General features: G+C 64.0%; 18 protein-coding genes and 1 tRNA gene. 8 read left to right on the top strand and 11 right to left on the bottom strand.

Annotated features, from left to right (window positions below):
• Positions 1-4: 4 nt before the first annotated feature.
• Positions 5-1,009 carry a 2-hydroxyacid dehydrogenase gene (locus QE373_RS05085; RefSeq protein WP_309684207.1) on the bottom strand — a complete coding sequence of 335 codons (1,005 nt, stop codon included), beginning with the start codon at positions 1,007-1,009 and terminating at the stop codon, positions 5-7.
• A gap of 148 nt (positions 1,010-1,157) precedes the next feature.
• Here QE373_RS05085 and QE373_RS05080 point away from each other — a divergent pair, with 148 nt between their 5' ends.
• The 5 genes from QE373_RS05080 (at position 1,158) to QE373_RS05060 (ending at position 4,875) form a co-directional block, all read left to right on the top strand.
• A complete protein-coding gene (locus QE373_RS05080; RefSeq protein ID WP_309684205.1) occupies positions 1,158-1,505 on the top strand; it encodes a hypothetical protein in 348 nt (115 codons plus the stop codon).
• A 482-nt stretch (positions 1,506-1,987) separates the two neighbouring features.
• Positions 1,988-2,248, top strand: a complete 261-nt coding sequence (locus QE373_RS05075; protein ID WP_309684203.1) for a hypothetical protein — start codon at positions 1,988-1,990, stop codon at positions 2,246-2,248.
• Complete coding sequence (locus QE373_RS05070; protein WP_309684201.1) at positions 2,245-2,574, top strand: hypothetical protein; 330 nt, start codon at positions 2,245-2,247, stop codon at positions 2,572-2,574. The genes QE373_RS05075 and QE373_RS05070 overlap by 4 nt, the downstream gene beginning before the upstream one ends.
• Before the next feature lie 178 nt (positions 2,575-2,752).
• Complete coding sequence (locus tag QE373_RS05065) at positions 2,753-3,568, top strand: alpha/beta hydrolase (protein ID WP_309684199.1); 816 nt, start codon at positions 2,753-2,755, stop codon at positions 3,566-3,568.
• On the top strand, positions 3,565-4,875 hold the full coding sequence (locus QE373_RS05060) for a sensor domain-containing diguanylate cyclase (RefSeq protein ID WP_309684197.1): 1,311 nt from the start codon (positions 3,565-3,567) through the stop codon (positions 4,873-4,875). Before QE373_RS05065 ends, QE373_RS05060 begins: the two co-directional genes overlap by 4 nt.
• Before the next feature lie 37 nt (positions 4,876-4,912).
• Here the strand turns inward: QE373_RS05060 and QE373_RS05055 are convergent, their stop codons facing one another.
• From QE373_RS05055 to QE373_RS05045, 3 genes are read right to left on the bottom strand one after another with little or no spacing between them, the layout of a single operon-like run.
• Positions 4,913-5,881 (bottom strand): DUF1684 domain-containing protein, encoded by a 969-nt coding sequence (locus QE373_RS05055; RefSeq protein WP_309684195.1) that lies wholly within the window; start codon positions 5,879-5,881, stop codon positions 4,913-4,915.
• Positions 5,882-5,886: 5 nt separating this feature from the next.
• Entirely contained in the window at positions 5,887-8,901 is a 3,015-nt protein-coding gene (locus QE373_RS05050; RefSeq protein WP_309684194.1) for a TonB-dependent receptor, read from the bottom strand.
• A 54-nt stretch (positions 8,902-8,955) separates the two neighbouring features.
• Positions 8,956-10,098: an OsmC family protein gene (locus tag QE373_RS05045; RefSeq protein WP_309684192.1), complete on the bottom strand. Its 1,143-nt coding sequence runs from the start codon at positions 10,096-10,098 to the stop codon at positions 8,956-8,958.
• A gap of 1,345 nt (positions 10,099-11,443) precedes the next feature.
• Between QE373_RS05045 and QE373_RS05040 the strand changes: the two genes are divergently transcribed.
• Positions 11,444-11,680, top strand: coding sequence for a hypothetical protein (locus QE373_RS05040; protein ID WP_309684190.1), 237 nt, complete (start codon positions 11,444-11,446; stop codon positions 11,678-11,680).
• A 184-nt stretch (positions 11,681-11,864) separates the two neighbouring features.
• On the opposite strand, the gene QE373_RS05035 is transcribed toward QE373_RS05040, so the two are convergent.
• The 3 genes from QE373_RS05035 to QE373_RS05025 are packed head-to-tail and all read right to left on the bottom strand — an operon-like array spanning position 11,865 to position 16,822.
• A complete protein-coding gene (locus QE373_RS05035) occupies positions 11,865-12,863 on the bottom strand; it encodes a WYL domain-containing protein (protein WP_309684188.1) in 999 nt (332 codons plus the stop codon).
• The gene (locus QE373_RS05030) at positions 12,860-14,563 is read right to left on the bottom strand and encodes a LeoA/HP0731 family dynamin-like GTPase (RefSeq protein WP_309684186.1); all 1,704 of its coding nucleotides are present in this window, start codon (positions 14,561-14,563) and stop codon (positions 12,860-12,862) included. The genes QE373_RS05035 and QE373_RS05030 overlap by 4 nt, the downstream gene beginning before the upstream one ends.
• A 12-nt stretch (positions 14,564-14,575) precedes the next feature.
• A complete protein-coding gene (locus QE373_RS05025) occupies positions 14,576-16,822 on the bottom strand; it encodes a hypothetical protein (RefSeq protein ID WP_309684184.1) in 2,247 nt (748 codons plus the stop codon).
• Between the two features lie 808 nt (positions 16,823-17,630).
• Here QE373_RS05025 and QE373_RS05020 point away from each other — a divergent pair.
• Both QE373_RS05020 and QE373_RS05015 read left to right on the top strand, forming a co-directional pair.
• Entirely contained in the window at positions 17,631-19,685 is a 2,055-nt protein-coding gene (locus tag QE373_RS05020) for an AAA family ATPase (RefSeq protein WP_309684182.1), read from the top strand.
• A 2-nt stretch (positions 19,686-19,687) separates the two neighbouring features.
• On the top strand, positions 19,688-21,007 hold the full coding sequence (locus QE373_RS05015) for an McrC family protein (RefSeq protein WP_309684180.1): 1,320 nt from the start codon (positions 19,688-19,690) through the stop codon (positions 21,005-21,007).
• A gap of 225 nt (positions 21,008-21,232) precedes the next feature.
• Here QE373_RS05015 and QE373_RS05010 read toward each other — a convergent pair whose 3' ends face one another.
• The 4 genes from QE373_RS05010 to QE373_RS04995 all read right to left on the bottom strand — a co-directional run bounded on the left by QE373_RS05010 (position 21,233) and on the right by QE373_RS04995 (position 23,884).
• Positions 21,233-21,679, bottom strand: a complete 447-nt coding sequence (locus QE373_RS05010; protein ID WP_309684178.1) for a hypothetical protein — start codon at positions 21,677-21,679, stop codon at positions 21,233-21,235.
• A 165-nt stretch (positions 21,680-21,844) separates the two neighbouring features.
• Complete coding sequence (locus QE373_RS05005) at positions 21,845-22,564, bottom strand: RHS repeat-associated core domain-containing protein (protein WP_309684176.1); 720 nt, start codon at positions 22,562-22,564, stop codon at positions 21,845-21,847.
• 273 nt (positions 22,565-22,837) lie between these two features.
• Positions 22,838-22,913: transfer RNA gene (locus QE373_RS05000), tRNA-Thr, on the bottom strand.
• 35 nt (positions 22,914-22,948) lie between these two features.
• Positions 22,949-23,884: a hypothetical protein gene (locus tag QE373_RS04995; protein ID WP_309684174.1), complete on the bottom strand. Its 936-nt coding sequence runs from the start codon at positions 23,882-23,884 to the stop codon at positions 22,949-22,951.
• Positions 23,885-23,981: the final 97 nt, after the last annotated feature.

Genomic DNA, 23,981 nt, shown 5'->3' with positions numbered 1-23,981 from the left:
CTTGTCAGGCCTTGGTGACCTTGTTGGGACATTCGGTACCGGCAGCAAAATGACCGAGATTCCCCAGCGTGGTCTCCGCGATTTCCTGCAGCGCCTCGGCGGTGAAAAACCCTTGGTGGCCGGTAACCAGCACATTGGGGAATGTCATCAGGCGCTGGAATACGTCGTCGTCGATGATCTGCCCGGAGCGGTCCTGGAAGAACAGCGCACTTTCCTGTTCGTAGACATCGATGGCCAGGTGGCCCAACTGCCGCGACTTCAGCGCGCGGATCACCGCATCGGTATCCACCAGTCCGCCACGCGAGGTATTGACCAGCATCGCGCCGGGCTTCATCAGGGCCAGCGAATCATCGTTGATCAGGTGCCGGGTCTGCGGGGTCAGCGGGCAGTGCAGCGACACGATATCCGAACGCGCCAACAGGTCCTGCAGCGGCACGAACTCACCCAGCCCGGCGAAATCCGGCGCAGGATACGGATCGTGCCCGAGCACGGTGCAGCCCATGCCGTGCAGGATGCGCGCGGTCGCCAGGCCGATCTTGCCGGTGCCGACGATGCCCGCGGTCTTTCCATGCAGGGTGCGACCGAGCAGGCCTTCGAGCATGAAGTTTCCTTCGCGCACCCGGTTGAATGCCCGATGGGTCTGGCGGTTGAGCGTCATGATCAACGCCAGCGTGTGTTCGGCGACGGCCTCGGGCGAATACGCCGGGACCCGCGCGACGAAGAAGCCCAACCGCTCGGCAGCGGCGAGGTCGACATTGTTGAAACCTGCGCAGCGGAGCAGCACCGCACGCACCCCCATGCCGTGCAGCGCCTGCAGTACCGGGGCGTCCAGACGGTCGTTGACGAAAACACAGACCGCATCGCATCCCTGCGCCAGGGCAGCGGTGTGGACGTCCAGGGTGGCCTCGTAATACAGGAACTCGACCCCGTGGGCCGCCCCTGCCTGCTGATTGGCCTCGTCCAACGAACGGCTGTCGTAGGGGCGTGCGCTGAAAACGGCGACTTTCATACAGGACTTCCTTCCCCGTGACGTTTTGCGGACTGTAGCAGGCGCAAGGGGACCAAAGGGGTCAGCGTTCTTTTCCTGTGGGAAAGGACGCTGACCCCGGCGCAACCCCGGCGCTACACTACGGGCCACCGTGCAACCGGCCCACGCCATGTCGCCCCTGTCACGCATCTTCCGCTGGACGGCCTCCCCTGCGGGCAAGCGCACGCTGTTCCTGCTGACCACGGCGTTCGCGCTGCTGGTGGCCTGTAGCCCGGAGCTGCTGCCGCTGCTGCCGGTGGTGGATGCGCTGGGCCTGGACGTGCTGGCGATGCTGCTGGGAACGCAGATGCTGGCCACCCTGCCGTGGCTGCGCGGCCAGGCCGGGCCAGCCATTGGCGTGGCACGGCGCGCACTGCTGGGCATCGCGGCGGGCGCGATGGGCGGCTACCTGCGGCAGCTGGTGTTCGGGGTGGGCCGGCGGGGATGTGCTGCACTTTCCCCGGCACGCGCACGCTGAGAGCGGCGCAGCGGACGACGCACGCCGCCTGCTTTTGAAGATCCGCCCATGTACGGATCCGGCGCCGGCTGGTGGTATGGCCGTGCTGATGACGAAGAGCATCAGTCGGGATTGCCATCCTGTTTGAAACATTGACAACTTTGCTCTGTTTTGCCCCTTGGGCACGGCGGAGAATGCGCTGCATTGCCCGTGGATTCCATGGCGGGCGATGTGGGGGATCCCTGATCCGCCGGCTTTTTTGTCAGTGTTCACCGGTATGGCAACCCGCATCGCCTGCCACCTTGCGCCCCGCGCAGGTGGCCTCACGCCTTGCGAAGGACGACCGATGGATCCGAAGCATCCGCTCAGTGCCAGACGCCTCTACGCCCTGCTGGGCGAGAAAATGCACGACCTCCCGCCTTAATTTCATCGAACGACTCGAGCAAAGGCTGGAGGAGTACGACGCCACGCGGGACCGAAGCGCAAACGTGGTGCAGCTGCACATGGTTTCCGATACCACCGTCGATGTGCCGTGCGCCAGTCCCGACTGCCCGGCAGGCTCGGCATGCGGGGCGAGCGTGGCCGTGCCGATGCGCACCCTGCACGGCCTGGCCGTCCTGTTCGACCTGCTGCACGCGGCGCACCTTTCACGACTGGGCGCCACCGCGGAAGGCGGCATCAGCGAACAGCACGTCGGCGGACTGATCCTGACCGGCCAGGCACTGCTCAGCGCGACGACGCAGGCCCAATGGAGCGAGCGATGAACGCGGCCGGCAAGGCCGGCACCGGCCCTGTGCCCGCCCGCACCAGCGATCTGGCCTGGCAGATGGCCGAGCATCTGGATTCGCGGCTGCGCCTGCGCGACTGCGACGAAGCCGGCATCGCGCGCGCCCTGCTGCTGATGTGCGAACTGCACGGCATGAGCCGCGTCGCCCGCGCCTGCGGGATGAACAGCGACACCCTGCGCCGGCAACTGGATGGCACGCGAACGTTGAACTTCGATACGGTGCTGTGCGTGAGCCGGGCGTTGGGACTGCAGTTGAGCGCAGAGGTGGGGGCGTCGCCTGCCGATGCAGCGGACCCGGGCTGAATCCCAGGCTGAAGACACCTCATGCGTGGAGCTACAGGGTGCGTGATGCCGCAGGCATGAAGCGGCCGTTCATTCAGAGCACCCGAGCGGGATGCAAGCGCGAAGCCGCCAGGAACGATACCGAGGTGTAATAGACCCTTGCGACCATCTGGCCTACTATCGCGAGTTGCGAAACGCCATGGGTACACCGTTCGTGGATAGTTTTGAAAGATTCAATGGCCGTCGCAGCGGCGCAGGCAAGCCCATCGCCGTGCTTGCCCACGGCTTCGGCACCGACCAGACCGCCTGGTCTGCGTTGCGTCCGTGGTTCGAACAACGGTTCGAGGTCATCTCGTTCGATCTTGCCGGCTGCGGTCCGCGCGGCGCGGAAACCTATGACTTCGACCGGCACGCGTCGCTGTTTGGTTATGCCGACGACCTGCTGGATATCCTCGACGAACTCGAGGTCGAACGCTGCACCTATATCGGTCATTCCATGAGCGCGATGATCGGAGCGCTGGCATCCATCGCGCGGCCAGAGCTGTTCGAGCGCATGGTGATGATCGGGGCATCGCCGCGTTACCTAGACGATGACGGCTACACCGGCGGATTCAAGCCCGAAGATCTGGAAAACCTGTTCGACAGCATGAGCGCAAACTACCAGGCGTGGGTGGCGGGCTTCGCTCCGATGGTGGTCGGCGTGGAGGACAGCGAGGTCATCGCCGATTTCTCCAATACCCTGTTCCAGATGCGCCCGGATATCGCTCTCAATACATCGCGGACCATTTTCAATTCCGACGTCCGCGCACTGGCTGCGCAGGTCTCCCGGCCGGTACATGTCATCCAGACCTCGGTCGATGTCGCTGTGCCGGTCGCCGTGGGTCACTGGCTGGCAGCAGCGATCGACGGGGCGACGCTCGACATCATCGATGCCTCCGGCCATCTGCCCCACATGACCGCCTCCGGTGAAGTGATCCGCATCCTGGACCAGCGCCTGGGCGGGACGGCACGTTGAATACGCCCGACAGCAATGCCCTGGTCAGCCTGAGCCAGTTCGCCCATGGCGCCTCCGGTGCCGATCTGGTGATGGTGCTTGAGGCGGACCCGGACGGCCGCGTGACATGGTCGACCGGCTTCCCCAATGCCTCTTTTTCCGGCTTCAACCTGGCACGCAGCGGCGTGCTGGCCCACGCGTGGACGGGGCAGCCGGTCGAGGCGAACGCTTTCCGGCTGCCGACGGCGATCGTCCAGGCATTGGGTGGCCCGGCCGCACGGTTGTTGTTCATCCCTGCCCCTTCCGACGATGCGCCATCAAGCGGCATGCTGCTGCTGTGGAAGCACGATGTCGGCGCCGAGCAGCCACCGCAGACGCTCTCGTTGCTGGCACCCAGCGTCGCCCAGTTGCTGTCGGCGCGACGCGGCGCGGTGCATGACATCGTGGTCCGCAACCAGTTCATCGACCTGGTGGAAAGCGTTCCGGCGGGCATCGTGCTGATCGACGGCGATGGACTGGGCACGGTGATCAACCAGCGCGCGGCCGAACTGCTGGGACAGAAGCCCGGCAAGCACCGCGCCGCCGACCTTGTCGCCCCGATGCGGGCGTTGCGGCAGCGCTGCGACAACCATGCCGAACTGGAGCAGGCCTACGCCGCCCAGGTGGGAAATCTCAACTTTGCGACGACGCTGCACTGGGTGATGGGGGAGCGCACCTTCGAGGTGGATACGCATCCGGTGCGCGGCGATGGCGAGCAGGGCCGCATCTGGCTGTTCACCGACATCACCGCGGATCTGCTGATGGCCGCCGAACTGCGGCGCCTGGCCTCGTCGGACCCGTTGACCGGCGTACCCAACCGACGACATTTCGAAGAGCGCTCCGCGCAGATCATCGCCGCCCGCGAGGCAAACGGTCGCTCGGTCGCGGTGCTGATGCTGGACGTCGACCATTTCAAGAAGATCAACGACACCCACGGCCACCCGATCGGCGATGAAGTATTGAAAGTGGTCGCCCGCCGCTGCCGCGAGGCCCTGCGTGATCGTGACCTGTTCGCGCGCTTTGGCGGGGAGGAGTTCATCGCGCTGCTGGCCGCACCGACCGCCGACGAAGTGCCCGCCACCGCCGAACGCCTGCGCAACGCGATTTCCGGCGCACCGGTGAACGTGGGCGGCCTGCGCATCGATGTGACCGTCAGCGTGGGCGGCGCCATGGGCGAGGCACTGCCGGGCTGCGATGCGACGCTGCTGGAACAGCTGGTGGCGCGTGCCGATGAGGCGCTGTATGAGGCGAAGGCCGACGGGCGCAATCGGGTGCGGATGAGCAGTTGATCGCTCATGGCGCCGACCCTGGGTCGGCGCTACCGCATCAGTGCTGCGCCAATGCGTATTTCTTCTCCCCTGCCACCACCGACAGCCGCACGAGCTGCCGGTCGTCATCCTGCTGGGCCAAGCGGTTTTCCGGCGGTGGCAGCGGGCAGGTGGCGAAGTCCGTGTAGGCGCACGGCGGGTTGTAGGCGCGATTGAAATCCAGCGTGACCGTGCCGTCTGCCGCGACCGCATCGGTGCGCAGGTAGCGACCGACCCCGTAGGTCTGGCGGCTTGTGGTCTGGTCCTGGAACATCAGGTTCAAGCTTTTCGTCGGGTCGCCGAGGGCCTCCAATCGCCACTCGCGCCCTTCTTTTTCGAACACCACGTAACCTGGGTTCGGCGTATCGGCGACCTCGCCGAGCACGTTCACGATCGGCAGCGTCCTGCCGGCCGGGTGCGGCACGAAGCGTGCCTGCACACGCCAGCTTTCTTCGGCCGGGAAGAAGTCCAGGCCACCGAAATGCAGGCGCGCCGGCGCATCGGCATGGCGCACCCGTAGTGCCAGCCGCTGCCCGCGCTTGATCGCGGTGATCTGCCCTTTGCCCTCGTCATAGGACAGCTTGGTGCCACCGCCCTTCCCTTCTGGTTCCAGCCGCACCTCCCCCTGTACCGGCGTGCCATCGGCGCTGATCTGCGCCCCATCGACCGGCCTGAGGTACAGACCGTCGGCGCGCTGCTCCAGCTGGGCCAACCGGTCCGGTGCAATCGACAGGCGGATGGTATTGCCTTCAGCACCGCCCACGCTCTGCGGTCCGGCGTTGATCCAATGCAGCCCGATCAGGCTGGTCCAGCCATCGGGCTTGGCCAGGTCCGCGGCACGTTCGTGCACCCACTCAGCGTGTTGGCGCTTGAAATCCTGCGCTGCAGTCGCCGCTTTGGGGCTCTCCGGCGCAGGTTGCTCCTGCCGGCTGCACGCTCCCGCAAGCAGGGTGACAACCAGGACGGAGGCAAGCGTGTACGTCTTCATGCAGGTCACCAGTTTTTGGAAATACCGAGGTGGACGTAGCGTCCGTAGGTTTCGTGCAGCGCGCTCAGGTAGCTGCCGGTGGCATTCAGCGGCGGCTCTTCGTTGAACAGGTTCCTGGCCCCCACTTCGACTGCCGTTCCCCTCAGGCGTCCTGTGTTGAACTCCTTTTTAACCGACAACGCCCAGCGCTGGGTCGAACCCACCACGAACGGCGTGCGATCGGAATAGGCACCGGCCGTCACGCTGTCGATATAGTCGTCGCGCAGGCGCACCGTCCAGTCCTGCAGGTTCCAGATCAGCGTCGCGCTGGCCCGCCATTCCGGCTTGGCCCCATTGATGCCGACCTCGTTGGCCGCGCCCAGGTCCGGCGCGATGATGTTCAACTGGCCACTGGCAATCGCGGCAGCCACCTGCTGCACCTCGGCAGGCTTCTGCTGGGTGTATTCCTTGAGCTGGCTGACACTCAGCAGTAACGCGAAGTTGCCCCAGGCCGTTTCGCGCAGTCGCCAGCTGAAGTTGTAGTCCACGCCCGATGCGGTGAGTGGCCGGCGATTCTGGTAGCGGTTGTAGATGTGCGTCACCACGCCCGCAGGCGCCAGGCCGGAGCCTGCAAACAGCGCGGCATCCTCTGCCGTCACCGCCGCACGCACCACGTTGGGGTTGCTGCTGCCTTCCACAACGCGCAGATAGGCGTCGTACAACAGCTCCTCACCCAGGGTATTGATGGGGTTCTCCACCTGCACCCGCCAGGCATCCACGCTCAGGCTGATCGAGCCCAGCGAGTCCGGCAGGAACTGTGGCTCGAACACCGCGCCCCATGACGACTGCCGGGTGGTTTCCGGCTTCACGTCGTCGCCGTAGGAGGTCACCGCGCTCACCGACGGCTTGACCGCCGAGCCACTGCTGTAGGCATTCAAGCAGGCGCTGTAGTCGGGCTGCGCGCCCTTGCTGATCAGCGCGTGGCAGCGGATGGCATCGTTGTTGAAGCCAAACCCGTAGGTCGGCGGGGAGTTCACCAGTTCCAGTCCCGGTGCGCGGAAACCGCCGCTGACCGAGCCGCGCAGCAACAGGTTGTCATTGACCTTCCACGCCGCGGCCAGCTTCGGCTTGGCCACCTTGCCGGCATCGCTGTAGTCCTCCCAGCGGCCGGCAAGCTGCAGGTCCAGTGACTGCACCAGCGGTATGCCCTGCGCAGGCGAAATCAGCGGCACCGCGAGTTCGATCAGCGCCGACTTCACCTTGCGGCTTCCGCGGACATCGGGCCGGGGGCTGTGGGTGAAGAAGTTGCTGGCCGCGACCGTGCCGGTATACCAGTCCGTGTAGGGGCGGCTGCCATCGATGTTCTCGTCGCGGTCATCCTCACGGCTCTCATACCGGTACTCAACGCCCGCTGCCAGCCCGATGTCACCGGCGTACCAGGTAAACAGATCGGACCGGTTGATCTTGAAATCCCACAGTGCCAGCTCCGTGGTGCCTTCGCGGGTCGCCTCGCCAATGAACGCCGAGGTGTCATAGGGCGTGGCGTCGCCCAGCCGGATGCTGGCCGGATCGCCGCCACTGAAGGGGTTGTAGGCGCTGGCGTCGGTACGGTTCACCGCGGCGATGAAGGCATCGGTCAGCCCGCCCTGCTGCGTGTCGGTACTGCGTGCGCGCGAATACAGCAGCGCGGTTTCCCAGTTCCAGCCGCCGTCGGTCCAGCCGCGCACGCCGAGCAGCACGCGCGACTGATCGTTATCCACCTTGACCCGGCGGATACCCGAATCGGCGAACTGGTAGTTCAACAGCCGGATGGCATCGGCGCCGCGCAAGGCATCCGGTACCCAATAAGCGTCCGGTCGGATATGCAGCAGGAAGCCGTCACCGCCGAAGCCCGACTCGCTGCTCACCCAGGATTCGGACGTGGCCCGGTAATAGCCCAGCTCACCGAACACCTGCAGGTTGTCGGTGGCATCGAAGCGTCCACTGGCGAAGACATTTCCCTTGTTGATGGCAGGTGCCGAGGTGATGCCCGGCTCCGCCGCGGAATCATAGTGATAGCGCGTCGGTACCGCGCCGGACACCAGCGCACCGCTGGCCGGATCGACGTGCCAGCTGCCTGTGCGCCGGCTGCCGGCGTAGGTATCAAAATGACCCCAGGGCGTGCGCGTACTGAAGCCTGAGGTGCCGTTCGGATCCGGTACGCTGGTGCCATCGCCGAGAGGACGGCGACCATCGGTGGCGGTGAACCAGGCATCCGAATTGCGCTGCGCCGTGCGCTTGGAAACGCCATACAGCACCGCGATGTTGCCGCGGCCCTGCGCGAAATCACTGCCGAAGTAGCCGTCCAGCGAGATGTCTTCGCGATGGCCATCGGCCACCTTGCCGTAGTTCAGCTTGATGCCACCGCCATTGGGCAGGTTGCTCGGCGTCACCAGGTCGACCACGCCCGCCACGGCATCGGACCCGTAGATGGACGCCGCGCCATCCAGCAGCAGGTTGACCCGCTCCAGGCCGAAGGTGGGAATGGCATTGGCGTTGTAGGTCGTATCGTCACCGCTGTTGCTGATCGGGTGCTGCACCGTGCGCCGGCCGTTGACCAGCAGCAGGGTGTACTTGGCGCCCAGGTTGCGCAGGTTGATGGAACCCACGTCACCGCGTGCGACGTTGGAGTTTCGCCCTGCGTTGGTGGTGCCTTTCTCGGTGACGGCGACATCGCCGAACTGCGGCAGGCTGCGGAACAGCTCGTTGCCGTTGGTCGCCCCCGTGGCATCGATCTGTTCCCGATCCACCGCGACCACCGGCAGCGCGGCCTGCGCGCCCCCTCCTGCGATCTGCGAACCCAGCACCGATACCTTGTCCAGCAGGCGGGCATTCGAACCCGGCGACTGCGTGGCATCGCCGCTGCTTTCCTCGGCCGCATACGCTGCCGGTGCAAGCAGGGTGCACAGAGCGAAGGCCAGCCGACCGCGACGAGGACGAGGGCCGTGCAGGGCATGACGCGGGCTTTTCGCGGTCGACTGCGAACGGAGGGTGCGACTCATTGAATATCCCCAGAGGATGGCTGATGGGCACTGCCGGATGCGTAGCGGCGTGCGTTATCGCGCTTGGTTCGTCGCTTCGGCGTAGGCGCCGCGGACGATGCTGCCTTCGAGCTTCTGCTCGTCCTTGACCAGGTTGTAGAGCGGGCACGTGGCCTCGACCGACTGGCGCAGCGCGTCGATCTCCTGCTCCGATGCCGGCGACTCAATCCGCACCTTGTAACGGATGTCGCTGTAGCGTGCCGGCGAGCGGACGTTGCTACCGAAACGCGGGCTCAGCTGACCATCAACGGTGAGCTCCAGCGAATCCAACAGCACGTTCCGCGCAGCTGCCTGAACCTCGAAGATGTGGGTCAGGCAGGTACCGGTCACGCCGAGCAGGTGCTCTTCCACCGTGGGGGCCAGCCCGTAGCCGAGCAGCCCGGGTGCGCTGTCGTGCAGTTGCCGGTGATAACCGTCTTTGCCCAAGAAAACCCGGCGCAAGCCGGTGCGAGGCTCGACATGGGCGCGCGCGACGAGGGTTTCCGGCTCGGCGGGCTTGCCCTTGCCCGAGCCCGGCTTGACCTGCCGGGCCAGCACAGCAGGACGCTTCTCCTCGGTGATGAAATCGCGCAGGCCGGGCGGCAGCTTCGGATCGCGGACCGCATCGCTAGGGATGTACTCCACCTCGGCATGGCTGACCTGCTGAGGCCGCGTTACCAGGTCGATGGCCGAGGATTTTTCGTGCACCGCGCGCTTCAGCGCCTGCAGCTGCGCCTCGCTGGCAGGCGAATCGATGTAGGCCACATAGGAGAGATTGTTCGGATACGCCAGGCTCTCGCTCTTGCGTTCGGGAATGCTGGTGAACACCACGTCCAGCGCATCCAGTGGAATATTATGCTCGGCCGCCTGCACGATGTACTCATCGGCAACGGAGCTGGCCAAGGTGCCGACCAGCGAGTCCCACGAACCGGCGCCTAGGTTGTAACCGGCGTAGTTGCGGCCACTATCGCTGATGTACTGGAACTCGCCGGTGGGCCCGATGCGCAGGCGGCGTACGCCGGAACGGCTTTCGGCCGTGACCTTGGCGTGGATCGCGGTGGGCGTGGCCGGCTGCGCCGACTGCGCCTGGATGGCCTCACGCTTGGCGGCCAGGTAGGTGCGCAGTGGTGAGCCGCTGTCCGCCGCTGAGGAAACCAGCGGCGCGGCCAGCAGCAGCATGGCAGACAAGGTTGTCGCGCCGAAAACCTTGAACGGCGACGCAGAACGGGCGGTGGACATGGGCGGGGGGACTCCGTGGGAATCGTGAACGGAGGCCCACTGTTTCACGTCGCGTCGCCACGTTTAAATAACCGTTGGCAATTCCCATATTCGCGCGGAGCGGTTGGCTGGTTTTGCCGAGACATCTTTTTGCTGAAGAGCAGGCTGCCGCTGGCTGCTGGTTGTTGAGGCCGAGAAGCAACGCCGGAATCGATAGCCGGGGGCACATTAATTTCACCCGACAAGCAGCGAGCCGGCAAGCCAGAATCCAGGATCGCCAGCAGAACCCAGAAGCTCTGCTCCTACGATTCCGGCCAGGAGAGCGTAGCTTTCACCACCCAACAAAAACGCTCGCCTTCAGCAGGTTCCGAAGGAGGTTGACTGGGGTCAACAGCGGCGCAACAGAATTTCAGTCAGCTTGGTCCTTTCTTGCAGATCAAGCCTCCGTCCTGGTCGTAAGCTTCAAGCTCATTTTCAGGCGAAATTTCCGAAAGGGTAATGGGTCGCACACGCTCTAACTCGCATCCGCTGAAGATGATAGAAGGGCTGCCCGGTTTGCCGCCGTCTCCATCCAACAATCCAGGTCAGCAGACGGGGTGTGCCAGCACGGCCAAGCCGTGCGCAGCGATGAGCCGCTACGACGCGACGCACCCTGTCGCAAGCCTCCGCATAATTAATGCCGACGGATCGACACGGGGCATGGATGCCCAGCTACCAACCCACGAAAGGAATTCCATGTTTAAGATCATTGGTGCAACTGTGGTTTACGGCTTCGCCCTGTATGGACTGGGACGTTGGCTGGTGGAACAGCAGAACGTTGGCGCAGATGGCTGAGGCTCGGCTGACCATGTGGGGCCGGACCCAGAGATTGATCTATCACTGCAAGGACTGCGGCTGGAGGCGCGTAGCGCCGCCCTCGGGTGGTGTACGAATTGAGGGACTTACCTGGTTCCGCAGTTGCCCTGAGTGCCGCTCGACCGCGCTGGAGTGCGGCGATGCAAAGGCGTTAGAAACGCTCTGGCAGGACTGCCTAAAGCATGGCGCAAGGCACGACGTTCGGAGTAGTAGTAGTTACGCTGCCACGGTCACCTTGCAGGATCGCAGCGACAACAGGGTCAACATGGATTTGCGTGCTCTGAGGGAAGCGCGTGGCCACGTCCGCCATTGAAAGCCAGATTCCACACGCCTGAGCCTGCAGTGCGCCGTCAGTTTACTCAATCACTCTGGACAGGAAGACAAAGATACGACTGCCCGTTCAGTGTCCCTCCGGATTGTTCTAACTGCAGCCGATGCTCAGGAGTTTGGCATGGAAGGCGTTGAGAGCGAACGGCTACGCAGGTTCATCAAGGCATTGCTGGCACATGATGGGCAAGGAAGACTGCAGGACCTCGTGATCAAGCAGCCTCCCGGGCCCATTGCCCACTCATTGGAAGCCGTTTCGTGTACGCACGCTTTTGGAAGGCGCTGCGCGAACAAGACAGCAGCAGCGCTGGACGAAGCGCTTTGCCACGAACCAGCGCTTGGCGCTGCAGGCAGTGATTGAACGGCAAACGGAGCTCGTGCTTCCCACTGTGCTGGACCCCTTGCATATTCTACGCAACCAGCTGGATCACCGCGGAACGCTTGGAACAACGAAGCGAATCGCGCACTGATGCGCGACGTACGATAACTCTGAACCAGCTGGCGCCTATAGATTGAGATAGGACCTGAGTGGGAACCCATGCGCATCAGCCATATCGCTTGGCGGCTACGTTCACCTGGTCCGCAATCTCTGCACGCAGCGCTGCCGGCTCCAGCACTTCAACCCGGCTTCCGAAGCCCAGAAGCCACCAGCGAAGAGTCTGGTCATCCTCAACCGTCGCTGTGAGCTCAACATCGGCTGCGCCTTCGTCACCGACAATCTGCTGATCAGTCGACAACGGCGTATCCCGCAGATGTGCAGCGGCCTCCGCGGCAAAACGCACCTTGAGCTTCAGCGGGCCGGCGGGCCGGTACTTCGGTCCTTCGTGCGCCACATAGTCCTGCAGATCGAATCCCGGTGGCCGCTGGCAGTCTTCCGTGCTTACGGACAGGTCGCTGAGGCGATGCAAGGCAAGCTTGCGGATATCACCGTAGTCGCGAAGGGTACATATCAGATACTGAGCCGCACCGCGCATGACCAGGCCTAAAGGATGGATTTTCATCCGCTTGGCCTCGCCTGCCGCCCGCGACTGGTACGCGCCTTCCAGGCATCGCCCCAAGCCAAGCGCGGAGTGCACAGCTTCCAGCACGGCCGGCTCAACCAGCGGCTCAATCAACGGCATGCCCGAGGGCATGATCGCGGTGCGGCGGTGCCAGTCGTGCCAACCGCTCGAGGCCAGCGCGCGCTCTGCCATGTCGAACAACGGCCAGAGATCGGCCATGGCCAACCTGGGCAACAAGTTGCGCAGGTGCATGCGTGCCGACAGCAGGGTGACCGCCTGCGAGTTCGTCAGGCGCGCACCGAACTCGAAGTTCGCACCCCGCGCCCAGCTCCATCCATAAGGGCGGCTTGATTCGTCCGCTGCCAGCGGAAAGCGTTCGGAGAGCTCCTTCAGGTCACGCTCGATGGTGCGGCGGGTGGTGGTGAATCCCTCCACCGCCAACCGCTCCCTCAGCTCCCGCACCGTGATCTTCCACGGTGCGGGCCGGATCATCCGCAGCATCTCCCACTGGCGCGCCAGCGCGTCATGGGTGGCCGTGCTCATCCCGCACGCAGCCGCTTGTACTCGCCCTTCAACACGTCCGCCTGCTGGTACCAGCCATCGAAGCGCACCTTCTGCGTCGACATATCCTGCAGCGCGGCCTTCAACGAGGCCAGCATGTCCTGCAGCTCGCGCAGATCCGGGAAGTAGGTGCGGATGAACTGGCTTTCGCTGCCAACACCGTCAAGCTCGTCGTTCAACGACTTGCGTTGGTCCTCCAGCGTCGCCACGAACTCTTCCACGCCCGCCTTGAACTTCTTTTCCTTTTCGATCTTCTGGTAGGAATCCCACATTTCCATCGCGATGCCCAGGCCTGCGAGCGCGCCATTCACGCCGCCGGCCAGCTTGTGTGCGCCCCACGGTGCGAACTTCAGATTCTTGCTCAGATCGAAGCCGACCATCTTGCCCGCCGACACCACACCGTCGCGCATCATCAGGATGGACTTGTTGTTCACCAGCTTGGCATCCAGCAGGTACTTGACGCCCTGCTGGCCCATGGACGAGACCACCGTGTTGAAGTGATTGATCTCGTCCACGAAGCTGCCCTGCACGGCCTCCAGATTGAGCTTGGCGGTGCGCAGCGACTTGGCGTATTCCTCCTGCAGGCGCATGCGGATGATGATGCCTTCCGCACCGACTTCACGCTCGAAGAAGGTCGGCCAGGTCTGCATGTCCGCGCCACGCGCCTGCAGGATCAGATCGGCAAAGTACTGCCCGAGGAAACGGCGGATCTGGCCCTCCGCATCCCCCGCCTGCTGCGTGGCGAGATTCACCTGCCCGGACAGGTCCTGGACAGTGTCACTCATGCGCTCCACTTCCGCATTGATCAGGACCCCGCGCTCGACGGCGATCGGGAGGTGCTTGTTCAGCACGTCCGCAATGATGGCGGTACGCGTGTCGGCCACCAGCCGCTCGGTGCCACCACTGGACTGGATGCGGTCCACAGTTGCCTGCTGCAACGAGGGGATGCGCGAGAGCTTGCGGTGCTCGTCCTGGTTCGCCAGCCAGTAGTCGATGCCCTGGTCATACGGGTTGGCGGAGACGGCGACGATGCTCAGTGCTTCAGCCTCTGCCGGCGAGAGCCCGATCAGCTCCACCAGTCGCTGGCGCACCGCGCTCCGCTTCACCTCCAGCAGGCGCTGGTACTCACCCTCGTCCTCGAGGTCGGCCACCGCGTCGAAGCGGCTGAGCACGAACACCGTCCGCGACAGCAGCGCCAGGTCGCGGAACAGCCAGGCCAGCTCCGTCTTGTGGCTCTCCTTGATCGGGTTGGTCGGATCCATCACGTACAGCACGAGATTGGCTTCGCTGACGTACTTCCGGGTGAGTTCCTTGTAGGTCTCACCGTCGATCTCGCGCTCGCCGAACAGCCCCGGGGTGTCCACCAGCAGCAGATCGTCGCCCACCGGGTACTCCAGCACGTGGTCGGTCGACTCTGCCTGAGAGATCTTCATCCCCTGGGGGTCCAGCCGGTTCATCCACGCAGCGGCGATGGACGTCTTGCCTTCCGAGAACCCGCCCACCAGTGCCACCTTCAGCCGTTCGCCGGTCACCGCGCCGATGGCGGATTCGAGCTTATGCTCGAATGCATCGTCCATCGTCACGCCAAAATCGGCGCCGGCCTTCAGGAACTCAAGCAGCTCCCGCAACATCCCTGCAGCGCGTTCCTGCTGCGCCTTGAATCGTTCAAGCGTGTTATCCATGGTGGTGCCCCCTCAGGCCAGTGTGGTGTCGATGCGGGCGCTCAGCGCGTCCAGTCGTGTGGTGGAAAGCCGCAGCACGGCGGCCTTCGCCTTGATGTCCTTCTGCGGAAGCCCCAGGCGCGCCTTGGCCTCGGTGCAGGCGGTTTCGAGCGCTTCCATCACCGCGCGCTCGCTGTTCTCCAGGTCGTCCTTCAGCGAGGCACGGGCCTTCTCGAGGTTCTCGTCCACCGCCTTGCGCTGCTGTGCCTTCTTGAAGTCTTCGTCCACCATGCCCCACAACGCCTTGGCGAGGCTGATCGCCAGGCCCACCGCGCTGAAGGTGATGACCACCCAGCCTGCCGGCCCGGCAATGAGAAGGGCTGCGGTACCGATGGCGGTGGACACCAGACCGATGACACTGACGCCGCTGGCGATTTTCAGATCGAGCGAGAAGCTCGCTGCCGGTGCATCGCGCATCTTCCCGCTGGCAAGCTCGCCCAGGTCCTTCAGGTGCTTCTGGAAGCGCTCGGTGGTCTTGGCAATCGAGTCCTGGAATGTTGCCATCGACTTGCGCGACGCGTTACCCAGCTGCTCCTGCAAAGCCGTTGCATTGCGGGTCATGCTCGCCTGCAGGCGTTCCTTCAGCGCATCGTTGGAAAGGCCATCGTTGATCTGCCCGTAAACCTCCTGGCGCACGCTCGTCTCAAACGTCCGCAGCGCATCAGAGGCGTCGCTGCGAAGGCTCGAGCGCAGGCGCGTCGCGGCCATGTCTACCTGCCCCTGTGCGGCCTTGGTCTCGGTGACCACCTTGCGCGCATGTGCTTCCAGCCTGGTGGCGTGGAGATCCAGCTCTTCCACCACGGTGCGCAGCGACTGGTTCGCCTTGAACACGTTGGCCTGGCGGATCTTGCGCGGCGCATCTACCGCCATGCTGGCAAGGTGGCTTGCCATTGCCGCAAAGCCGGTCTTGTCCAGCAGCTCGTCAGCCTCGAACTCGGCCAGGAACTTCTTCTGCGCCGCGCGGCGGTCCTGCGCAGCGTCGGCCAGTGCCTCCGGCGGCGGCAGGCGGTCTGCAAGCGCCAGGAAGGCCGGATAAGCGCTGACCGGCAGCACGCCCTTGTAGTTGCCCGCCAGCGCTTCGCGCAGGCCCTTGTCCAGATCGGCGATGCCATCGGCATCGGTCGCAAACAGTCCCGCCGGCTTTCGCAGCGGCATCGCGGCGGTCACGCGCTTGTTGAACACCGCCCAGACCTCGGTCTGCGGCCCCAGGTGGCGCTTGATCTTCTCCAGCGTGCCGTCTTCCTTGTCGCCGTGCTGCGGGCGTGCCGCCTTGCCAGTGACATAGAACACGGCGTGTGCGGTCTGAACGGCACGGTCGATGTGCGCCTTTACGCCGGCTTCGCCGCCTTCGATACCCGGCACGTCCAGCAGTACGATCGGCGCACCGCCGTTGTCGAACACATAACGCTGCGTTTCGCGGGTGAAGTCAGGGCGGCCATCGCCGATGATCGCGCCGTCAGCGTGTTCCACCAGCAACGGTAACGAACGCAGGCGACGGCCCAGCTCATTCTCGGCACTGGCCAGTGCGGCGTCGGCGGCCGCCTTCTCCTTTTCAAGCTGCTGGCGCTCCTGCGTCTGGCGCGCGCGCAGATCATCCACGCGCGCCTGCAGGGCGGCCGTCGCGGCAGCCTGGGGGTCGCGCTTGAACCTGCCCAGCAGACGCTGCCACCACGTGCGGCTGGCGGTAGCAAGAGCCACGGCCTGCTTCTGCTCGTCCACCTCGCGCTCAAGCGCCTGCAGCTCGCTCTGCGCCTGTGCTTCCAGTTCCGTGCCACGCTGCACTGCAGCGGCCGCCGATTCGCTGGCGCGGGTGATCGAATGGCGCGAGGCCTCGATCGAGTCCTCGTCCAGCCCGTGCGATGCCATCAGCGCGTCGTAGCGGCCGCGCTGCGCTCGCTTCTCCGCTTCGCCCAGATGGATCCGCAGCGATTCGATGATGGTGGACTTGCCCGCATTGGTTTCGCCATACAACGCGACGGTGAAGTCCTTCCAGTCAGCGGTGGCGCGGAGCTCCTCCTGCTTGCCGGCCACACGCGCCTGCATCAGGCTGAGCGCTGCAAGGATCTCGCTCTGCACCGGTTCATCGTCCGCATCGGCAGCCTGCGTCTCCAACGCGTGGATCACATCCCGAACGCCGTTGGTCACATAGGTGTAGATCTGCTCCGGCGAACCGGCATCAAGATCGGCTACCCCCACTGCCCCCACATCACTGGCGCGCATGGTTCACCCGCGCTGCTGGCACGTTGCGGTCACTCTGGCTGCTCATGTTTTCCCCTGTTAATGGTTCGCTGGCTGTACTCAGCCGGGTGGTGTCAAAGGCCCTGTGGGGCGTGTGTCTGAAAGGTCATCCCTGCCGCGCGCGCATTGCCGAAGCAGCCCTGGCAAGCGTGGCTTGCAGCTGGCAGGGCGGTGGGGTTATCGAGGGGCTTGCGCCAATGCAGGCACGGGCGGGCGTTGCCGACGGGCGCGGGTAATGGCGTGATGGGCACAACATCCTCGTCGTCTTCTCCTGCATCCATGCATGGGTCATACCGTGCGAACTGCGTCACAGTTTGTCGCAACCGAAGCGGAGTATAGGCACAGACCGCCCGGTGTAAACAGGCCACCCACGCACCCGGCCGACACCGCCTTCTTCTGCAGCCCTCAGGGCAGCCGACGGAACAGCGCCAGCCATCCCGCCAACGCCAGAATGGCGACGGCCTGGAACACGGAGCGTCGAATGAAGGTCATGCCGAACTGCCTCGGTATGGAAGATGGAAACCATCCTCCCAAGCGATGCGACATCTGGTGTCGCGTCAAATTCCCGACTCGATATCTGCACCGCCAATGGCCAGAAGTCTAGCAACGAGACACTGCTCAGGAATCTACAACGAATCAGAAATCTGCCGGGCCATGCTGCAAATCACTGTCCCAGAAACGTAGGCGCAAAACGCTAAAGTTTCTGCAGCCGCGGCCGCCCAGCACTGGGTGCCACAACCACATCGGGTCGGAATGATTCTGCCCGCATACACACGAGACGGAAGCCTCAATGTCCCAGTTCTATACCCACGAGCACTTCAATCTTCTGCAGACACTGGGCGGTACCCGGCATGATCCTGCCAACCCCCGGCTGCAGCGCGGCTACCAGACGCTGCGCGACGCGTACAACGTGACGCTCGAGTGGGCCAAACATCTCCAACAGGCCAGATTCCCAACCGGCCGGCTCAGCATCCGCCGCCGCCCGACCACCCAGGGCAACACTTTCGCCAACTACAACTGGGCGAAGATCTATCCCGAGCCCGACTCCCCTTCTTCGCTGGCCTACACGGTCGGCCTGAACGGCCACGAGGGGTTTGTGGTCAAGATCGATACGGTGATGCTGCACGACGGGCAGCCCGTCCGCGACGCCTATCGCGCCCTGCGTGACGCGGCCACCGCGCCCCCCTTCGTGGCCGTCCTGCCCATCGAGGAAGGCCTTGCCATGACCCTGGACGAGCTGACCGCATGGAGCATCCAGGCGATCGAGCGCTTCGAGATGAGTTATGACGAGGTGGCCCAGCGCATCGGGCTTTCCGGCCATGTGGAAGCAGACGCGGTACTGAAGCACTTTGACATCAGCGAGGCCTTCCGGAAGCTGCGCAGCGGCTGGTCGGCGCAGGAAACCACGCAGTTCTGCCGCCTTGCCCGCCTGGTCCACGAGGCCGACATGGACTGGTGGTTTGCCGGCACCCGCCTGCACCTGCGCTTTGGCCGCAAGAATCCTGGCAGCGGCCGCGCCGTGGCCATGGTTGGCGCGGTACGAGGCACGCGCACCTGCCAGGTAACATGGCGCCCGGAGCTGGAAAGCATTGCGCGGTTCGTAAAAGAGCCCATCACCGAAGAGATGGTCGACCGCATCGAAGCGGCACTGAATGCAGACGAGGAGATTCTCGAGGACCTCGTTCGCACGGACGACGGACGGGGCGGCTTGTGGCCCGCCCAGGTCGGCGACGACCTCGATACGGACGAGGGCGCCCCCGAAACGGCTGCCAGCCACGGCGCGGATCCGCACGCCAAGCCCCGCAAAGCGGTAGCCACCGAGCTGGCCTTCAACCGCATCTATTTCGGCCCGCCCGGCACCGGAAAGACCCATGGCCTTGGCGATGTGCTCAAGGAGTACTTCACCGCTGACGAAGAGGATGCCTCCTTCGCCGAAGGCCGGGCCGAGCGCTTCAGCTTCGTTACCTTCCACCAGTCCTACGGCTACGAAGAGTTCGTGGAAGGCCTGCGCCCCGTCATCGATGCAGGCAACGCACAAGGCAATGTCCGTTACGAGATCCGCCCAGGTGTTTTCAAGCAGCTGTGCGAGAGGGCGCGTCGCTTCCCGGACGAGACGTTCGCCATTGTCATTGATGAGATCAACCGGGGCAATATCAGCAAGATCTTCGGCGAGCTCATCACGCTCATCGAGCTGGACAAGCGCACCGACAAGAAGGGCTGCCATGCGGTCGTACTGCCCTACTCCCAAGAGTCGTTCTCGGTGCCCGCCAACGTCAGCATCATCGGCACCATGAATACCGCCGACCGATCGCTTGCGCTGCTGGACACGGCCCTGCGCCGCCGGTTCGAGTTCGAGGAAGTGCTGCCCAACACCTCCGATGAGGGTGTCGCCCCATTGGCGGGCCTGCGGATCAATATCCGCGAGACCACCATCCATATTCCAAAGTTGCTGTCCGCCATCAACCAGCGCATTGAAGCGCTGTATGATCGCGACCATCTGATCGGCCACTCTTACTTCACCGGGCTGCGTGACTGCGACGACGACCTCGCGCGCATTCATGCATTGGCCAAGATCTTCGACAAGCAGATCCTGCCGCTGCTGGAAGAGTACTTCTTCGATGACTGGCAGAAGATCCGCCTCGTCCTGGGCGACAATCAGAAGCCCCACAATCTGCAGTTCGTGCAGGAGTCCAACGGAGAGGACGACTCACTGGCGCGATTGTTCGGAGAAGGGTCCGTCGGCGAATCGCACGGCATTCGCCCCCGCTACACCCGCAATGCCCGCGCACTGCTGGATCCGGAAGCCTATATACACGTCTACGCCTCGCTTTTGGGCCGCGAGTGAAGATGGCGGCTTCCCTTACGCTGCACGAGTACGATGTGCTCGTGCCCGCACCGTTGCTGGGCCCTGCGCCCAGCAACGTCCGCGTGGTGTCGCCCGAGCTGTACGCGTGGCTGGAAGCGCAGTCCATCGCGCTGGTGGATGGCAAGCAGATGCCCTGGGTGCGCCGCAGCCGCCGCGGCGTGCAGGTCACCAGTTACGTGGGCGTCGTTGCCGCGCCTGGCGGCACCCTCATCGAGATCCTGCCCAAGGTTGGCAGAGCACGGGCGGCCAGCACCGGAGAGGCACGCGCCCTTCTGTTGAAGATGCTGCGTTGCCAGCCGCATATCTCGCGCCTGCGGTTCAGCAGCGCGCAGCTTGCCGCCGACCGCATGCCGATGCTGGAAGTGTTCATCGGTGAGTTCCTGCGGGCGGTCGTAGCGGTCACGCGGGGCGGGCTGAGGAGCACGTACCAGCCTCGCGAGGATGATCTGCCCACGCTGCGTGGCAAGCTGCTGGTTGCGCAGCAGCTGCGACGCAATCTGACACGCGCTGATCGCTTCCACACCGCGCACGACGAGTTCAGCGCGGACCGGCCCGAGAATCGCCTGATCCATGCGGCGCTTCGAAAGGTGCTGGGTGTTTCGCGCGATGCGGACCACCAGCGGTTGGCGCGCGAGCTGGCGTTTGCCTTTACCGATGTGCCTGTCAGCCAGGACCCGGCGAAGGACTTCCAGCGCGTGCACCTGGATCGCAACATGCGCAGCTACCGTGACGCGCTGGATTGGGCGGGCATGGTGCTGAGGGACTTCACGCCCACCTCGGCCATTGGCGACCAGCAGGCACCCTCGCTGCTGTTCCCCATGGAAAAGCTGTTTGAGGCTTATGTGGCCCACCATCTGCAGAAGCAGCTTCCCCGCCCCTTCCGCCTGCATGCGCAGGCGAAGCGCCACCACCTGGTACGTCATGAAGGCGCCCGCTGGTTCCAGCTGCGCCCGGATCTGGTGGTCAGCCGCCAGGGGACCGACGTGCTGGTGATGGATACCAAGTGGAAGCTGCTGGATTCAACGCAGGAGGGCGGGCCGCGCAGGTACGACCTCAGCCAGGGCGACTTCTATCAGCTCCATGCCTACGGCCGCAGCTATCTGGCCGGCCAAGGGGCCGTGGTGCTGATCTACCCGCGTACCGATCAGTTCGATCAGCCGCTGCCTGTGTTCGACTTCCCCTCCAGTGAAGGGCTGCAGCTGTGGGTGCTGCCGTTCTGCCTGGAGAGAAGCGAGCTGGTTCTACCCGACCGTTGGGTGTGGCCCGGGGGTTCTGGCACCTGGGACGATTGCCAGCTTTAAAGTGTGTGAGCCGCGTTCCCAAGGTCCGAGCTGTCTGCATACAGGCGCGCTTAGGCGCGTGGTTCGTTCATTACGCTCGATTTGATTGACGGGGAACCGCAATCGCACAGTGACAACGCACCTTGGCCGTGACGTCTGCCTTCGGCATACCTGTCCCCGCCGCCATCGCGGATCTATGTGTTTCCATCGACATAGTGGGTGCCGAACCTACAACCTACGCATCGCTCATAGCAACGGTCCGTAGGCCAGCAGCATCGGCTCTACCAGGTCCAGGCCTTCCTCCAGCCGCCCTTCGTCCAAAGCTTCCTTGGAAAGCAAAGCGATCTCCAAGCCGTCCTCATCTAGCGATCCGATTGAAAGCAGCGCCAGCAGATTCAACAGATCGGCCCGATCAACATGGCCATTCTCAAACAGCCATCCAACCAAGCTCAGGTGATGCTTTGGCATTTGCCCGGAAAGGACATGATTATTTGCAATCCAGGTTGATGCTCGTGCAAGAGCCTCGGAGTCGTTTTGTGAAAGGTACGAAGCGACGTCGGAATCGATAGTCAAAGGCACACTAATTTCACCCGACAAGTAGCGACCCAGCAAGCCAGGATCCAGATCGTGAGCAGAACCCAGAAGTCCTGTTCCCACGATTCCGGCCAGAAGAGCGCAGCTTTCACCGTCCACTAAAAGCGCCCGCCTTTGGCAGGTTCCGGAGGCAGGTTGACTGGCCTGTCTTTAGCGCTTGGCTCCTGCTTCCCCTCGCCCACCGTGGCACGACCTGTGAGGTCGTCCGAGAATCGCCGGACGCTACCATTTTGCCCGACTTGATCTGTATGCCCATGCACAACCTCACCATCCTTTGACGTCACCGTCTGCGATTTTTGATACCAATCGCCCACTCGAATCGCGCTCCAACTCATGCTGAGATGATGCTCCGTCAACTCCCTCTGCACGTCTTGGCTTGATATCACTGGTAAACGGCCCGTTAGGGTCAGCATCTGCCGAGCCAACTCCATCGGAACTATCGGCCTCGCTCTTATGGAACAGTCCCTTGATTCCCTGTACCAGAGCATCTCCCGCTCGCTCCCGCTGCTGCGGGGTAGTCGTCGCGTGGTATCCTGTAGCAACAACCGTCGGTACCACGACTATAGGCACAAGGAGTGTGGCGTTTCGCCCATCCGTATCTGTGAACTTGTACGGATTTCCATTCGCATACCGGTACCGATTGAATTGATCAACAGGCTTCTGGTACGCCGTCACCGGGTCCACGGATAAGAACATCCCCAACTGCGGATCCATGTACCGTTGCTGCATGTAACTCAGACCGGTAGTGGCATCACTCACATGTCCGGTATAGCCAGGACCGTCAGTCGAATCCTCCCCGACAACATCGCCGTAAGGCTCGTAAGTCATCCGCTCTATAACGTTGCCATTGGCATCCGTCCTGGCTACGACCGATCCCAGTGCATCGGTATGCAGGTAGCGGACCGTTGTCTGTGCCGAAGCCGGCGCAAGCCAGGACAGTCCGGCTAGAAGGGCGCAGCTCCAGAGCGGTACCGAACCGCTCATGAGCCTATTGGTTGCAACCGCCGCAAGTTGTGCAAACGCACTGGCAACGCGTCTCCCGAACGCATTCGTCTTTCCCATCCTTGAAAGAACCTTGAAGCAAGGCTTTGCCTTCGTAGCACACGTCGCACGCGTTCCGGAAGGGAGGATGCCGGTGAGTGTCCGGGAAGCCGACTTACGTTGGAGAGATGGGCAACTGACTGCCGCCGACCATGGGTCGGCGCTACCGGGGCACAAACAAAAAGCCCCGACCAAGGCCGGGGCTTTTCGCACAACTGGTGCCGGAAATAGGAATCGAACCTACGACCTACGCATTACGAATGCGCCGCTCTACCAACTGAGCTATTCCGGCTGAGCAGGCAATTCTAGGGGCTGGGGAACAGCCGGTCAATCACCGCCCCCCGGCAGCACGCAGCAGCGCCGGTAGATCGCCTCCGCCTGCTCGGCGGCCCGCCGTTGCTGGCTCGGGGACAGGACCTGGCGGGACTGGGCCAGCAGCGCATCCGACCAGAACGAGGGGCTCAGCCGTTGCAGCACCTGCCCATAGGCGTAGGCGGCGACCGGGTCCTTGGCCGTCCGGTAACCATTTTCATGAACGCTCTGCAGGCCTGACAGCGCCTCCACGTTGCCACCATCCGCCAGCGCATGCAGGTAGCGCAGGGAGGTCTCACGCCATGCAAGGACGTCCCCCTCGCGCGCAGCCAGTTCCGATGCCGACGACGCGCCCACAGCCGTCCGCACGTCGATGGCGTAGAGCAGCTGCGCCTCCACCGATCCCTGCTCGGCCGCGCGTGCCAGCCACGGTGCCTCGTAGAGCGTGGGGTCCTGGCTCAAGGCGACACACTCGCCCAGGCGCACCTCCAGCTTGCTCAGGAAGTCCGGGTCGGTCCGCATGCCTGCGCGCCGCATGGCCTGCCAGCTCGCTTCGGGTTCCCCGGAGATCAGATTCCTGCAGTCACGCACCGCGAGCTCGATTTCATACGTGGCGAGACCGTCACCCGCGTCCGAGCGGGGCTTCAGCGCAAGCACCTGTTGCTTCGCGTCCCCGGCCGCTCGCCACGCCTTGGTGCGATGGATGCTGTAAGCCTTCGCACCCACCTGCTGCAGCATGGCTGGATCGTAGGCGGGAGATCCGGGGCGGCCTGAAGACTGCCGGGGCGTGAGCCGTGCGACGGGCGTCGCGCTGCCTGCGGCACCGTCGGCGCGGTCCGCTTCAACAGCCGGCACCGTCCCGGGCTGCGCATCGCCGCGCCAGAACCCGATCGCCGCGCCCACCGCCACGACAACCAAGATGCATCCTGCAATTACCGCTGTCCTTTTCATCGAGCTCCGTGCTCCTGCTGTGTCGTCCTTGATAGTGCCCTCAAACGGACCTTTGCGGCGCGCCCATCCCGACAAGCCCCTGACACCCCTGTAGTAC

The sequence above is a fragment of the Stenotrophomonas sp. SORGH_AS_0321 genome, assembly GCF_031453215.1.
GTDB lineage: Bacteria > Pseudomonadota > Gammaproteobacteria > Xanthomonadales > Xanthomonadaceae > Stenotrophomonas > Stenotrophomonas chelatiphaga.
This window is presented reverse-complemented; position numbering and strand designations above follow the sequence as displayed.